Origin of the sequence: Streptomyces capillispiralis, assembly GCF_007829875.1 — a bacterium.
Lineage (GTDB): Bacteria > Actinomycetota > Actinomycetes > Streptomycetales > Streptomycetaceae > Streptomyces > Streptomyces capillispiralis.
Genome location: NZ_VIWV01000003.1, coordinates 22,300 through 35,627, shown reverse-complemented (window position 1 = coordinate 35,627; position 13,328 = coordinate 22,300). Strand labels below are relative to the sequence as shown.

The 13,328-nt window shown below is 71.2% G+C and carries 16 protein-coding genes; 2 read left to right on the top strand and 14 right to left on the bottom strand.

From position 1 onward, the window contains the following. The first annotated feature begins 81 nt into the window (after positions 1-81). Positions 82-300 (top strand): hypothetical protein, encoded by a 219-nt coding sequence (locus FHX78_RS36390; protein ID WP_145872463.1) that lies wholly within the window; start codon positions 82-84, stop codon positions 298-300. A gap of 83 nt (positions 301-383) precedes the next feature. Here FHX78_RS36390 and FHX78_RS36385 read toward each other — a convergent pair whose 3' ends face one another. The 14 genes from FHX78_RS36385 to FHX78_RS36325 form a co-directional block, all read right to left on the bottom strand. Further along, complete coding sequence (locus FHX78_RS36385) at positions 384-881, bottom strand: hypothetical protein (protein WP_145872462.1); 498 nt, start codon at positions 879-881, stop codon at positions 384-386. A 92-nt stretch (positions 882-973) separates the two neighbouring features. Further along, positions 974-1,162 carry a hypothetical protein gene (locus tag FHX78_RS36380; protein WP_145872461.1) on the bottom strand — a complete coding sequence of 63 codons (189 nt, stop codon included), beginning with the start codon at positions 1,160-1,162 and terminating at the stop codon, positions 974-976. A 44-nt stretch (positions 1,163-1,206) separates the two neighbouring features. Continuing rightward, positions 1,207-1,395, bottom strand: coding sequence for a hypothetical protein (locus FHX78_RS36375; protein WP_029380917.1), 189 nt, complete (start codon positions 1,393-1,395; stop codon positions 1,207-1,209). Between the two features lie 40 nt (positions 1,396-1,435). Then, positions 1,436-3,730 carry a hypothetical protein gene (locus tag FHX78_RS36370; protein WP_145872460.1) on the bottom strand — a complete coding sequence of 765 codons (2,295 nt, stop codon included), beginning with the start codon at positions 3,728-3,730 and terminating at the stop codon, positions 1,436-1,438. 86 nt (positions 3,731-3,816) lie between these two features. Then, positions 3,817-4,251 (bottom strand): conjugal transfer protein TraB, encoded by a 435-nt coding sequence (locus tag FHX78_RS36365; protein ID WP_145872459.1) that lies wholly within the window; start codon positions 4,249-4,251, stop codon positions 3,817-3,819. Between the two features lie 14 nt (positions 4,252-4,265). Continuing rightward, a complete protein-coding gene (locus FHX78_RS36360) occupies positions 4,266-6,878 on the bottom strand; it encodes a hypothetical protein (RefSeq protein WP_145872458.1) in 2,613 nt (870 codons plus the stop codon). A 123-nt stretch (positions 6,879-7,001) separates the two neighbouring features. Next, positions 7,002-7,205 (bottom strand): hypothetical protein, encoded by a 204-nt coding sequence (locus tag FHX78_RS36355; protein WP_037970934.1) that lies wholly within the window; start codon positions 7,203-7,205, stop codon positions 7,002-7,004. Further along, on the bottom strand, positions 7,202-7,750 hold the full coding sequence (locus FHX78_RS36350) for a hypothetical protein (protein ID WP_145872457.1): 549 nt from the start codon (positions 7,748-7,750) through the stop codon (positions 7,202-7,204). Before FHX78_RS36350 ends, FHX78_RS36355 begins: the two co-directional genes overlap by 4 nt. Before the next feature lie 137 nt (positions 7,751-7,887). Continuing rightward, complete coding sequence (locus FHX78_RS36345) at positions 7,888-9,609, bottom strand: DUF2637 domain-containing protein (RefSeq protein ID WP_145872456.1); 1,722 nt, start codon at positions 9,607-9,609, stop codon at positions 7,888-7,890. 241 nt (positions 9,610-9,850) lie between these two features. Further along, entirely contained in the window at positions 9,851-10,210 is a 360-nt protein-coding gene (locus FHX78_RS36340) for a hypothetical protein (protein ID WP_229924248.1), read from the bottom strand. Between the two features lie 109 nt (positions 10,211-10,319). Further along, positions 10,320-10,625, bottom strand: a complete 306-nt coding sequence (locus FHX78_RS36335; RefSeq protein WP_229924247.1) for a WhiB family transcriptional regulator — start codon at positions 10,623-10,625, stop codon at positions 10,320-10,322. Between the two features lie 160 nt (positions 10,626-10,785). Beyond that, entirely contained in the window at positions 10,786-10,968 is a 183-nt protein-coding gene (locus tag FHX78_RS36330) for a hypothetical protein (protein WP_145872455.1), read from the bottom strand. A gap of 82 nt (positions 10,969-11,050) precedes the next feature. Further along, positions 11,051-11,215 carry a hypothetical protein gene (locus tag FHX78_RS37100; protein WP_167532038.1) on the bottom strand — a complete coding sequence of 55 codons (165 nt, stop codon included), beginning with the start codon at positions 11,213-11,215 and terminating at the stop codon, positions 11,051-11,053. Positions 11,216-11,386: 171 nt separating this feature from the next. Further along, on the bottom strand, positions 11,387-11,995 hold the full coding sequence (locus FHX78_RS36325) for a hypothetical protein (protein WP_145872454.1): 609 nt from the start codon (positions 11,993-11,995) through the stop codon (positions 11,387-11,389). A 490-nt stretch (positions 11,996-12,485) separates the two neighbouring features. Between FHX78_RS36325 and FHX78_RS36320 the strand changes: the two genes are divergently transcribed. Continuing rightward, positions 12,486-13,298: a GntR family transcriptional regulator gene (locus FHX78_RS36320; protein WP_189908797.1), complete on the top strand. Its 813-nt coding sequence runs from the start codon at positions 12,486-12,488 to the stop codon at positions 13,296-13,298. Positions 13,299-13,328 lie beyond the last annotated feature (30 nt).

The following is a 13,328-nucleotide window of genomic DNA, read 5'->3' as shown; positions in this document are numbered from 1 at the left end:
CTCGTTGTCGATGCGGGGTTCACGGAGCGTGCGAGTGGGCCAAGCTGTGAGCGACGGGATTGAAGAGAGGGGGCGGCTGCGATGGGGTGGTTCACCCACGATGAGCCGGAGGAAGTCGTCTTCGAAGAGGTCGTGGACACGGACGGGCAGATCTGGCCCGCGTTCACCGACGACGACGGTGTGCTGTGGATCGACGTGGACTACGACGTCGAGGTGACGATCAATGGCGCGATCGTCGACGGGCAGATCCGGGGTGCCGAGGTCGATGAGCACGGCCGAATCTGGATCGACTACGACTGACCGCGAGGCCGGACGGCCTGTCCCGCACCCGAAGCCCCGGCCCGGTGGGCGAGGTGTCGGATACGAGGCAGGGCGCCCGGAGTTCAGCGGACGTCGTTGCGGGTGCGGGAGAACATCCCCCGCTGGTTGCTGGTGTTGTTGATCTGCGTGTTCTGGGTGACCGGGCCCTCGTAGACCGTCTTGGACACCGACCTGCGGGCCTTGCTGAACGCGCCGCCGATCGCGGTGGCGACCATCGCGACGCCGGCGAACGGCAGGGTGACCATGAGGACGCCGTAGAGCGTGACGGAGGCCAGACCCTGGAGGACCAGCCAGGCACCGCAGCCGACACCGGTGATGCCGGCGCCGACGCCGATGGAGGCCACCGCGATCCCGGCCGCCCACGCGGGGACGATCCGCTTGTCGTCCTGATGGACGGGCGGGGTGTCGCCGTAGGCGGGCAGCGGGGTGTCGTCGCGGAACGACGTCGGGATGTGCCGCACGGGCGGCATCTCGGGCTGGAAGGACCGGGCGATGATCCGCTCGGCTTCGGCCTTGGCTTCGTCGTCGGTGAGCGGGCGGGTGATGGGCTCGAAGTCCACGGTGATCTCCGTTTCGGGGCAGACGCGGGGCGCCCTCCCCGCCGTGGTGGCGGGGAGGGCGCAGGGGCGGGAGGGGGCTGGCGGTGCTACTGCTACTGGTCGGCGGCGTCCTCGAGCGCGGCCAGCGTCGGGTACTGCAACGGCCGGCGGGTCTCGGAGCGGACCACCAGGCCGTCCTGGCGGCCGGTGCGCAGGAGGTCGGCGACCAGGGCGCGGGCCTCGGGGCTGGCCGCGAGGATGTCGGTGGCGTCGTCGACGACCAGGACCAGGGGGCGGTTCATCGAGGTGTTCTCCTTCTCGTTCGGCAGGGACGGGACCGGGGTGGTCAGAAGCTACTGATCCATCCGGTGAGGGAGGACACGGCGCTGGTGATCGTGGGGGCGATGCCGGTGCTGGCGAGGAAGAAGCCGAACAGGCAGACGGCGATGCCCGGCATGATCCGCTGGTAGCCGGTGCGCACCAGGATGACGACGATGATGCCAAGCAGGAGGACCAGGGAGATCGACAGGGCCACGGGGATCGGTTTCCTTCGGTGAGTGGGTGGTGGGTGCGGGTCAGCTGTCGGCGAGCTGCCAGTGGCCGCGCTTGAGCGACTTGGCCAGGCCCTTCGCCTTGAGCTGGGTGCAGGCGTTACTGACGCTGGAGGGCTGGAAGCTGGGCAGGGCCTCGCGCAGCTGCTTGAGGCTCTTGGGCCCGTCGGCGAGCAGGTCGAGGATCTGGTCCTGGAGGCCGGGCTCCTCCCCGATCTCGGGGCCGCCGTCGCCGAACGGGATGCCGAACGGCGCCTCGAACGCGGCGGGCGCCTCATCGCCGTCTCCGCCGTCGGCGTCCGGGGCCGGGGTGCCGGCCGCCGGAGTGCTGCCAGGGGCGTCGGAGAACGCCTGGGCGAGGGTGTCGCAGTCGGCGTAGGGGTTGGTGTGCCGCACGCCGTAGATCGCGGCCCCGGCCTGCGCGGCCTTGGCCTCGCCCTCGGTCAGCCCGGTGGGCGGGTCCTCGCCGTACAGGGCGATCAGGTCGGGGTAGACCCCGTCCTTCTTCTCCGCGAAGAAGGTGCGCATGAACTTGGCGCGCCCGTCGAGGAACATGTACGCCATGCCCGCGGTGGACTCGCCGTCCTCGTCGTCCTTGCCGGAGAACAGCGCCTCGATCTGCCCGTTCTCGTAGATCCGGGCAGGGATGTTCTCCATCTGGAAACCGGCCGGGGCGATGCCGTCCAGGCCCATCTCCTTGGTGGAGGAGGAGGCGGTGCGCATGAGGAACAGCGCGCCGACCTTGCCCTGCTGGCGGATCGCGTCGTCGTCACCGAGGTCCTTGAGGTGCAGGGACTGCACGGCGAGCCGGATGCCGATGCCGACCTTGCGGCCGGTCTTCTGGATGTCGGCGATGAGGTAGGCGGTGGCCTTGCGCATCGCTTCGTCCGGGTGGGACAGCAGCCGGTTGATCTCGTCCAGCGTGATGTTGATGAGCGGCCACGGCCGGTTCAGGGCGAAGTCGCCGCGGCCCATCTCGTTGGAGATCCGCTCGCGGTACTTCATGACCGCGTGCGCGGCCGTGAGCATCAGGAGCGTCTCCACCGGGCCCTTGGCGAACCAGTCGACCCGGCCCTCCGCCTCCGGGAGGCTCATGCCGCCCTGGACGTCGCCGACCCAGGAGACGACGCCGGAGCGCTTCTCCGCGGCGAGGATCAGGTTCTGCAGGACGGACTTGCCAGCTCCCGTGACGCCGGCGGTGATGCCGCGCAGGGCGCCCTGTCCGGGATCCCACAGCCGCATCCGGGCGGGCTTGCCGTCGTGGCAGACGCCGATGGTGACGCGGCCCTTGGAGTCCATCGTCAGGTCTTCGACGGTGGCCTTGCGGACCTTCATCAGCGGGTTCGTCTTGTAGATGGAGATGACGCCCATACGAATTCCATCCGTTTCGATGACTAGGCGGGAGGGGTCGTCGATGCCGAAGGCGGAGCAGATCGCCGTGTGCGGCAGGTGGATTTCCTTGCCCGGCGGGGAGGCGACCAGCAGCACGATGCGGTGCGGCTCGGACCGGTAGTCGATGAGGTCGACGCCGGGGGCGGCCTTGCCCGGGGCGGCGACCGCTGTCTCCCACAGGCCGCGGATGCCTTCGGCGACGGCCTCCACGTCCTCGGTGGTGGGGCGGGCGACCAGCCGCATCCGGCCGGGCCCGGAGCCCTGGATCGGGCGGATCTTCACGGTGCCGACCGGGAAGTCGAACGCGGCGGCGAGCTGCACCTCGGTGAAGGTGGGCACTGCCTTCCCGGCCTGGGCGACGACGACGGCCTCGAAGTCGGGCCGGTCGGCGCGGTACGGGCTGATGGACACCAGCCGGGTTCCGTCGCCGGTGGCCTGCTGCCACTTCGCGGCGAGGAACTCGGTGTAGGTCAGCGGCTCCCCGGGTCCGGCGCCGTGCTGCGCCTGGTGCTCGGTGAGCTCCAGGACCAGGCCGGCGCTGCGGGTGAGCGGTGCCATCCAGCCCATCAGGGACGCCCACGCGGCCGGGGCGACGACCTCCCACCAGTTGAAGCCGGGGGTGATCAGGTTCGCCACGTAGGTGCCGGCGGCCGTCAGGAACGGGATCGCCCGCTGCGCCCGGGTCAGGACGCTCAGGCCCTGGTCGGGGTCCTTGGTCTTCGTGTAGAGCCAGGCGAGGGTGCCCAGTCCGATCCCGCCGGAGGCGAGGTAGGACCAGGCGCTGTCGTCGAGCTGCGGGCCGACGGCCATCCCGGCCGCCGCGAGGGCGTAGGAGGTGCGTTCGGCCAGGACGCGCCGGTAGATGACGTGGCCCGGGACGCGCTTGGTGGTGTCGGCGGCCGGCGCCGCCTGGTCGATGGTGCTCAACACTGCCTCCGTTCAGGGACAGGCAGCAGCAGGGGCCGCACCCGATCGCCGGGTGCGGCCCCTGCTGCTGCGGGGTGAGGGGTTGTTCAGCTGCGGCGGCCGGTGCGCCGGTAGTAGCCGGGCTTGGCCTGCCGGACTCCGGAGCCGTTGGAGGCTTCGTAGCCGGGGCGGTACTCCCGGTCGTGCGCGTTGTTGAAGCCGCGGGCGTCGGTGTCGACGGAGTCGGCGGCATTGACCATCTCGCCGGACGCCTCCGCGACCGCGGTGAGGTGGGTGGCGACGTCCTCGATCATGGAGATGAACTGGGGCTCGACCTCTGCCTGGTTGTTCATCTCCGACAGGCGCAGGGCCGCGTTGGCGTTGGCCTTCATGTGCGAGCGGAGCAGGTGCATGCCCTCCTTGAGGAAGAGGGCGGAGGCCGCGAGTTTGGCGGTCCGGCCGGCCAGGGCGAGGAAGCCGTTGCCGCTGCTGGCGCTGCCGCCGCTGTTCATGCCCGGGATGGCCGGGAGGTTGTCGCTCACGTGCTGATCTCCTCTCAGTTCTCGTTGTGGATGCGGGCGGCAGGCACGAGCAGGCCCGCGTCCTCGGTGGCCTGCTGCAACGGCCGGTAGGCGTCGAACATCGCGTTCTCCGTCGACTCGGAGACCTCCGCCGCCGTCAGCGACTTCGTGGACATCTCGTCGGCCTTGCGGGCCAGCAGTTCCATGGACTCCGCCAGCTTCGCCATCGCGGCGCCCGTCAGACGGCCGATGACGTTGTGCGTGGAGCGCAGGTCGGCGGCGAGTTCGTCCAGCTCGTGCCGGATCTCGCGTGCCTTCGTGGCCAGCTTCAGGCACGTCTCGTGTGCGCTGAAGGACTGCTTGGTGAGCTCCTCCAGGACGTCGAGCGTGTCGTCGAGGGTGACCTCGGTCTCGTGCTGCGCGTCCATGTCCGCGATGGCACCGCTGCCCCACCGCTTGATCCAGGAATCGCGCTCCAGGTTCGCCGCTACGAGACCGCCCGTCTTGGACGCGTCACTCACGCTGTTCTCCTTCGTGCTCGAGGTGCCGTCGGGCACGCCCGCCCCGGGGGAGTCGGCCCGCTCGACTGTGATCGGGCCGGCCGGGGCGGAGCCCGCGGTCGCCATGCCCATCGCCTCGAACGGCGACAGGCGACGTGTTCCGGTGCCCGGCACCGTGCCCCCGCCCGCAGAAGGCGGTGCGGTGGCGGGCCCGGTGACCACGGCGGCCGGAGTTGGCGCGACCGGGCCAGGCGTCGGGGCCGGCGTCGGGGTCGGGCCTCCGACCGGGACGGTGGTGGTGCGCATCCGGGCGCGCTTGCGGGCCCGTGCCTTGGCCGTGGACCAGGGCGTGCGGCGGGTCGGCGCCTTCGCGGCCGGGCCGAGCGGCGCCTTCGCGGCCGGACCGGCGGGCTTCGTGCTGCCGGACTTGGTGGTCTTGGTCTTCGGGCCGGTCTTCTTCTTGGGCTTCTTGACCTTGACCTTCGTGACGATGGGCGGCCGCATCTTCTTGCGGCGGCGCTTGAGCCGCTTCTCCGCGGTCTCGTGCACTGCCTCGCCGAAGGTGGTCCGGCCCCTGGCGGCGGACTTCATCGCCCCCAGGACCTTGCGGCTGTACTCCTTCTGGAAGCGCCGGCACTTGCGGCAGCGGCAGCCGTACTTGTCGGTCGCCGCGAACGTGCCGTGCGCGATGCCCGGCGTGAGCGTGACCTTCTTGCCCTTGCGGGACTTGCCGCCCGGCGCCTTGGGCACCGAGGCCGGACCGGTGCCGCCCTTACCGGAGCGGGTCTTGCCCTTCTTCCCGCCGCCGCGCTTGCTGCCGGGCGCCGTGCTGCCCGCGCCGCTGCTGCCCTTCCCCTTCGGCTTCGTCTTCGGGCCGGTGCCGGAGGTGGTGGTGCCGGGCTTCTTGCGCAGGATCCCGGACGTGCCGGTCGTACCGCGCGGCGACTTCTTCGTCCCGCTCTTGGGGCCGGTCGTCGTGCCCTTGCCGGTGCCGGGGCCCTTCGAGCTGGTGGTGCCGGGCGTGGTCTTCCCGCCCGACCCCGTGCCCTTGCCGGGGCTCTTGGTGCCAGGGCCGGTCGTCTTGCCGGTGCCCGTCCCGGAGCCCGGTCCGCGCTTCCTGCCGCCGCCGGACGAACCGCCGGCCCCGCTGCCGGGGCCGGGCTTGCGGTTCGTGCTCGTGCCGCCCCCGGAGGAGCCGGACCCGCCGCCGCTGCCGGGGCTGCGGTTCTTCCGGCCGCCCCCGCCGCCGCTGTTGCTCGGGCCCTTGCCGCCGCCGGAGCCTCCCGAACCGCCCGAGCCGCCGGACGATCCGGGGCCGCGGTTCTTCTTGAGGTTCACGCCGCCGCCCTGCGAGGTGCGGCGCAGCGGGGTGACGCCCGAGCCGCCCTTGCCGCCGGAGCCGGAGTTGGAGCGGCCGGGCCCGGAGCCACCGCCGCCGCGCCCGCCCCGGGAGCCGCCGCCAGAGCCGCCGGCGCCGCTGGGCGAGCGGGTCGTCGACCCGCCGCGCCCCCGGCCTCCCGAGCCGCTGTACGAGCCGCTGCCGCCCCGCCCGGACCTGCCCGGACCTGCGCCGCCGGAGCGGCCTCCCAGGCCGCCAGGACCGCGCTGGAGCGTCTTGCGGCCGTACTCGTGGCTGGGCTGCACCTGCTTCTTTGAACCGCCCCCGGAGGAGCCGTCCTTGGCGGTGCTCGCGGTCTTCGCGACCGCTTCGCGCTGCTCCCGGTTGGCCCGGCCCGCCGCGACGGCGGAGTGAATGCCGCGCATGGCCGCCAGGGACACCGCGAGGATCGCCGCCAGGGACAGCGAACCCAGACGCGGCGCGGCGGGCTGGGCACCCTCCGAACGGAAGGTCGCCGGGACCATCGCGCCGCCCGTCGCGGGGGTCGCGGCGGGTGCGGCGGCGGGCTCCGAGTCGCCGGAGAACGGGGTACCGAGACCGGGCTCGGGCAGGGCCGCGATGACGTCCATCGGGTCGGTTCGCGTCGCGGGTGCAAACGCTTCGGGGGTGGCCGGAGAGGTGTCTGCGGGGGCAGCGAACGGCACGTCGACCGGGGCCGAAGCAGAGGGTTCCGCGGGGGCTTCGGCAGGGGCGGTGTAGCCCACGCGGGGGAAGTGGATCAGGTTGTTCGGGCCGTCGTCGTCGGCCATGACGTCTCCCTCTCGGAGTTGACAGACGGTCACCGCCTGGGGCACCCTCGCGCGCGCACGACACGCGCGCACCTTGGGGTGCTCCAGGCGGCGAGGAAGAGGCGGTGATGAAGAAGAACTTCGTCACCCTCCGTTGCGCTTGAAGAAGTCGTGCAGCTCCTCGGTGAGCTTGCGCCACACCTCGGGACGACCCTCGCGTTCGGCCTTGATGGCCAGGGTCCGGCACGCGTCGTACCAGACCCCGGCCCGCTCCTTCTCGGTCGTGGCTTCCGCGATCCGCGCGTTCCAGTGCTTCGCGCGGTTTTGCGTCTGCCGAGGCGTGCTCAACCCTGCTCTCCCTTCGGGAAGTAGTCGTTGATCGAGGCGGTCGGCCGCTCACCGCCAGCCGCCATCGGCCACTGCTGCCAGGGGTTGTCCGGGGCCACGAACTCCGCCGGCCTCGCCTGCCCGGCCCCGCCCGGCGCCTGGTCGGCCGGGGCGTTCAGCGAGGTCACCGTCTTGTCCAGGGACTTGGCGACGGCGGCGCCCAGGGCGGCCTGGCGGCCGGACTTGCGCTCCAGCTTCCGGGCCTCCGCCGCGGCCCTGCGCTGGGGGAGCTCCAGGACCTCGTTCTTGTAGGTCGCGTACAGGGCCTCCGCCTTGCTCGCGGCCTCGCCGGACGCCTTCTGCATGGCCTTGAGCTGCCGCGACACCTTCCAGGCGCGGAGCTTCTTGGACATCCAGCGGTCGCCGTCGATCGGCGTCTGCTCCAGGCGCCGGCGCACGATGTCGGCGATCTGCCCGTACTGCTGGGCGTCGCGAACGTGCTGGTCGCGGACGGTCGCAGTGAAGGCCCGCAGGCCCTCATCCGTGAACAGGGCGTTGATATCCATGAGGTGGGGTTCTCCTTCTCGGGGCGGGGGTGATCTGGGAGGCTTTGTCATGGCGTTTCGGCGCCTTCACCGCGCTCCCGAGGCGCTGACTTCGTCTCGGGGGCCGGTGGAACCGTCGAAAGGCTCGTTTGTGCAGGTCACTGCTCCGGGCGGTATCCGCCAGCGATGAGCGCGACGGCCTCCTGGCGGTACTTGGAGGCGGTGTCGGTGGACGACACGTTGAACTCGCGCTGGACGTCGGCGATCGAGACGACCCGGCACAGCTCGCGGTGCATGCCGTCGGCGTCCAGGCCGACGAACACCGCGCCGGCCGCGAACGCCATGCGCGCGACCTTGCGGACCGCCCGCTCGCGCGGCGTCAGCTTCGCGGCGTCCTCGATTTCGGCGGCGCGCTGCTCCAGTTCGGCGGCGGCGAGCCGCCTTTCGGCAGCGGCGTACTCGGTTTCGGCTTCACGCTTGCGGGCCGCCTGCGTGTTCGCGTCGGCGGTCGCCTTGCGCTCGTTCTCCTCCGCCGTGAGCCGGTCGGCTTCGGCGGCGCGGCGGCGGGTTTCGGCAGCGGCCCGCTCTGCTTCGGCGGCGACCCGATCGGCTTCGGCAGCACGCTGCCGGGCCTCCGCGATCTCCGCCGTCTCGATGGCCTGAGCCTCCGCCGCGGCGACCCGGTCGGCCTCCGCCGCGAGCCTCCGCTTCTCCGCCGCCTGGCGCTCCAGCTCCGCCGCGCGGACGTCCGCGGCGGCCTTGGCCTCGCGCTCCTGGGCCTCCTTGCGCTCCGCCTCCGCCTCGCGGGCGCGGGCTTCGGCGATGACGGCCGTCTCCAGCGCGGCCTCCTCCAGCTCAGCGGCCCGCTCTGCGGCGCTGACCTGGGCTCGGGCGTGTGCGCGGGCCTGGCCGGTCTCGCCCTCCACCCGGGCGCGGACGGCTTCGAGCTTGCCCTCCGCCTCCAGCCGGTCGGCTTCGGCCTGCTTGCGCGCGAGCTCCCGGCGCGTCTCCGCGTCCAGGCGCCGGCGCTCCGCCTCCTCCGCGCGGGCCTCAGCAGCGCGTTCCTGCTGCTCAGGCATCGCGAGGGCCTGCGCGACGGTGTAGCCGTGGGCGGCCATCTTCATCGGCAGCAGTTCGTCCTCGGTGGCCTTGCCGAGGTCGCCGTCGTACTTGCGCTTGAGCCACTGCTCGTAGCCGATGAGCTCCTGCTGGCGCCGGATCATCTCCGGGTAGGAGGTGACGTTGTGCAGCCGCATCCGGCGGTAGAACCGCGGGGTTGCGATAGGGGAGAGGATCCAGCGGTGCAGCGGGATCCGGTCGGTGACCGTCCCCGCCTCCAGCCTGGCCTTTTGGATGATCAGGCGGCGGGCGGCCTCGACGCCGATCACGAACAGGATCGGCATGACGCCGTGGCTGGCGGCCTGTACCGGGTCGGTGCCGATGTGGCCCTGTGAGCTGGCGTTGAACCAGATCGTCGCGCCCGTCATGGCGTGCGCGGCCATCCGCAGGAGCGGCCACGGGGTGCCCTTGCGGATCAGGTACAGGTCCAGCGCGAGGAAGGCGATGATGCTGGCGTCGACGCCGACCGGGAACCAGGGGGCCAGTTCCTTGCTGAATCCCCAGCTCAGGGCGACCTTGGCCAGGGTGCTGTAGGACATCGCGAAGCCGATGACGCCGACCAGCGTGCCGCCGAACGCGGCGACGAGCGACAGGGCGGTCATCAGCCGGTCGCGGGTGGGCTTGATCGTCTTCCGCTTGTCCGGGCTCGAAACGCCCCGAGGCGTACCCGAAACCTTCTCGGGTACGCCCGAAGCGTGGCCCTGCGGGTGCGAAGCGGGGGTGTCGGGAGCCGCGGTCTGCGGCATGTCGGTGATCGTCATGGGGGCCTCCGGAAGGGGTCGTTCAGGGCGGGGTCGAAACGGCGGCCGGTGCTCCCGAAACGCGAGGGGTGCGTTCCCGAAACGGCAGCCGGTGCGGACGGTTGATCACGAAACTGGCACCGGCACTACCCGCTCCGGGCGCACGGAAAGGCCAGCCTCCCGAGGGGCGGGCGACCGGTGCGGGGGAGCGCTGCGGGGCGGACCCGAAACTGCCTGCCGCTCCCGCCGGGCGGGAACGAAATCAGCTCTCGGGGAACCGCGCGCCGTGCCGGGTGAGGTCGGCGGTGGTGATGCCGAAGTGGCGGCACCGGTCGATCAGCGGCTGGAGCGCGCTACCGCCGGCGAGTGCCTCGGGCGAGCCGACGCCGTACCGCTCCTGCGTGGCGAACAGCTCGTTGAGCGCGGTCGCGGTGCGGGCGGCGTGCTGCTCGAAGCGGCCCTCGCCCACCCACTCCTCCGCGATGACGTGGAGGGTGGTGCGCCAGCTGCCGCTGTAGTCCTCCGGCCCGATCGGCGGGATGTCGCTGCCGAAGATCGCGAATGCGGCGGCCTGGGCGGCGGCTTCCGTGCCGGGCTGGAGCGGGGTCATCGTCGTGGCCATGGGGCCTCCCTCGACTGTGGTCCGGGCTGTCCGGCTCCCCGTCACCGCCCGTCCCGGCCGCCGTGGTGCAGCGGCCGGTGCGGGCGGATCAGGCAGCCGCCAGAACGGATCAGGAAGCGGCGCGGCTGCGGGCGGCGCGGCGCTTGAGGGAGCGGCGCTCCTTCTCGGACAGCCCGCCCCACACTCCGGCGGTCTCACCCCGCTCCAGCGCGCCCTGGAGGCAGGACTCCATCAGCGGGCAGCGACGGCAGACAGCCTTGGCCTCTTCCTCCTGGAGCAGGGCCGGGCCGCTATCCCCGATCGGGAAGAACAGCTCCGGGTCCTCATCGGCGCAGGCCGCGCGGGGACGCTCGGGCGCAACGGCAGTGGAGACGGCGCCGTAGTACGGGGTGCGTACGATGGAGTCGCGATTCATCAGGGCCTCCCAGAAGGTCCAGTGCAAGAGACAGCCCTAGGGCGGCCACCCTGGGGCTGTTCTGTGTCGGCGGCCGGACGGCCGGAGCGGTCGGGAGCTCCCGGCGCTCTCCGCCGGCCCCGGCCGGGAAAGGCGCGGGGACGACGGGCAGGGTCGGGGATCAGCGCTGCTTCTGACGTGCGGTGTAGGCGTCTTGGAGACGAGCGAACCGATCGTGGATCGGCACCCCCTCCGCACACGGCGTCTCGCCCTGGCAGGCCGGGCAGTCAGCGGTGTGCTTGGAGGAGTCCTCGAACGCCTTCATGTAGCGGACGAACAGGTCGTCGGTCGGGCGGGCGTTCATCGGCGGTTGGCCTCCGACCGCTGGTTCTGCTCCCGGTTCTTCTGCGGGAGCGCCTCGCGTTCGGCGTCGGTGAGGCTGGTGATCACGCCGCCACCTCCCAACCGGCCAGCACCGGCGCGGTGGTCGGACCGAGGATCGGGGCGACGTCGTCGCGGGCGGCGTCTTCGGGCTCGTAGCCCTTGGAGTCGTCCTCGCGCTCGATGTCGTCGATGATCCCGGCCCGCGGCTGCGGCGCGGTGCGTGTCATGCTTTTCTGCATCAGGTCCTCCGAGTCAGGTCCTGGACAGTCCCCGGGCCGCAATCCCAAGGGCTGTCGCGATCACTCCCCAGTTGGGGAGCTGACTGCTTGTACGAGCAGCCACGGCCCCGGCCACCCCGTAAGAGGGGTGGCCGGGGCCGTGGTCGTTCGTCCAGCCGGTCAGCTCGCGCGGCGCTTGGGGTGCAGCGTCTTGAGCGGCACCGGCGGTGCACCCAGCGGCGCGTCACCGGCGGGCAGCTCCGCGCGGCGGGTGTCGGCGTCGCGGACCGCCGACTCGGTCGACGCCCACTTCATCTCACGCAGCAGCCACAGAGGCCGGCCGTCGCTGGACTCGTCGCCCGTCGTCGCCGTCTGCTTCTGCGCGGCGATCTGACTGACGGCCGGGGCAACCGCGACCTTCGGCTTGCGCAGCACGGTGGTCCGGCGGCGGTGAGCGGTCTCCGCGTGGCCGTCCACCAGGCGCTCCTCCCACTTCTTGGCCTTCACGTCGACCGCGACCAGGCGGTTGCTGCCCTGGCAGCGGACGGCCACGTCCTTGCCCGCCAGGCCGGTGTCGTGCGGCACGAGCTTGGGCTTCTTGGCCTGGATGCCGGTGATCGGAACCCACGTCTTGCAGTCGGGGCAGACCAGCGACGCGCAGGCCGGACGCAGGTCGTACTGGTGGGGCTTGAGGGTGGAAACGGCAAGCGCCGGGCGGCCGTTGATGTTGCGGGAGCGGGTCCGGCTCCGGCGAGGACGGGCGGTGCGCTCAAGGGTCGAAGCAGGCATCTGAACTCCTCATGGACGGAGCGGCAGGGGAAGCGTCGCGATGCTCTCTCCGCCCTCCGGGCCGCACGGCACAAGGCCGGCGTCCCGCAGGACAGACAGCGCACAGCGCTGCGACGTGCACGCAGTCGTCGCGGCCGTCAGGCTCCGAGGGAGTTTGATGAAGCTCTCAACCTCGGCCGCCCCGAAGGGCGGACGACTACTGCGGTCTTGCGGCCGGCGGGTAGTTCCGAAGCGTGCGAGCACACCACCGGCTACGCCCTGCATCCGGCTACTCACCGCTTGCTGGGGCATCTCGATTAGAACCCTCCTATCCACCTCGGGTCAACCTGTCTAACTAACTCGTTTCCGACACCCACTCTGACCTGCTAGTTTCTGGTGTCAGTTAAACGAGCGCGAGTCCCGGCTTTCGGGAAACAACTAGTCATGCCATGCTGTGCGCATCGGGTAGTGAGATCCGCTAGCCCGCACGATGCGTACGAGAGGGGGAGCGGTGGCCGCCAAGCAGAGGGAACCAGGGAAGGTCGAACGGATCGCAGCCGAGATCCGAGACAAAATCGCGCGGGGCGTACTCGCGCCTGGGTCACGCCTGCCTGGTGTGCCTCAGCTCCAGAAGGAACACGGCATCGCCTACCAGACGGCCCGCGACATCTATGGCCTGCTGGAGAGCGAGGGCCTGCTGTTCTCCAAGCAGGGGAAGGGCACCTACGTCTCGCTGGTGCTCGGCAAGATCGTGAGCGAGCGAAACCGGCGCTACCTGCCATCACTGCGGGAGGCCGGCGGAGCCGTCGGCGCGTTCGAAGCCGAGATGCGCGCGATGGGGTTCGAGCCACGGCCGGTGGTCCTCACCATCGCGAGGGACGTGCCTCCGAAGAAGGTTGCCGAAGCCTTCGGGATGCACCATCGTGCGAAGACCCTCAAGCGTGAGCGGATCATGCCTGTCGGGATTCCCGGCAACGATGAGGCCGAAGAAGTCGTGCAGGTTGCCACGTCGTGGTTTCCACAGGACGTAGCGGACGCGTGCCCGGTACTCGCCGAGAGTAATACGGGTACTGGAGGCAGCAAGTCCCGCATGGCGGAGGCCGGCTTCAGGCAGGTCCGTCTCCGAGAGGAGATCGAGGTGCGATCTCCAACTGCGGCAGAGGCAAAGGCACTCGGCATCCCAGCCGAGCAGGCCGTTATGGAAATCACGCATAAGGGACTGACCACTGAAGGTCGTGTTGTCGAGATCGGCCTACATGTCCTGCCTCGGTCCAAATGGAGATTGGCGTACGAGTGGGTGATTGAGACGCCCGACGCGACCTGACTGCGCCCTCGTGCGCTGATTCAGCGACAT

Coding starts and splice junctions, on each gene's coding strand:
- FHX78_RS36390 (WP_145872463.1), top strand. CDS start 82: ATGGGGTGGTTCACCCACGATGAGCCGGAGGAAGTCGTCTTCGAAGAG.
- FHX78_RS36380 (WP_145872461.1), bottom strand. CDS start 1,162: ATGAACCGCCCCCTGGTCCTGGTCGTCGACGACGCCACCGACATCCTC.
- FHX78_RS36360 (WP_145872458.1), bottom strand. CDS start 6,878: ATGGCCGACGACGACGGCCCGAACAACCTGATCCACTTCCCCCGCGTG.
- FHX78_RS36350 (WP_145872457.1), bottom strand. CDS start 7,750: ATGGATATCAACGCCCTGTTCACGGATGAGGGCCTGCGGGCCTTCACT.
- FHX78_RS36345 (WP_145872456.1), bottom strand. CDS start 9,609: ATGACGATCACCGACATGCCGCAGACCGCGGCTCCCGACACCCCCGCT.
- FHX78_RS36340 (WP_229924248.1), bottom strand. CDS start 10,210: ATGGCCACGACGATGACCCCGCTCCAGCCCGGCACGGAAGCCGCCGCC.
- FHX78_RS36335 (WP_229924247.1), bottom strand. CDS start 10,625: ATGAATCGCGACTCCATCGTACGCACCCCGTACTACGGCGCCGTCTCC.
- FHX78_RS36330 (WP_145872455.1), bottom strand. CDS start 10,968: ATGAACGCCCGCCCGACCGACGACCTGTTCGTCCGCTACATGAAGGCG.
- FHX78_RS37100 (WP_167532038.1), bottom strand. CDS start 11,215: ATGACACGCACCGCGCCGCAGCCGCGGGCCGGGATCATCGACGACATC.
- FHX78_RS36325 (WP_145872454.1), bottom strand. CDS start 11,995: ATGCCTGCTTCGACCCTTGAGCGCACCGCCCGTCCTCGCCGGAGCCGG.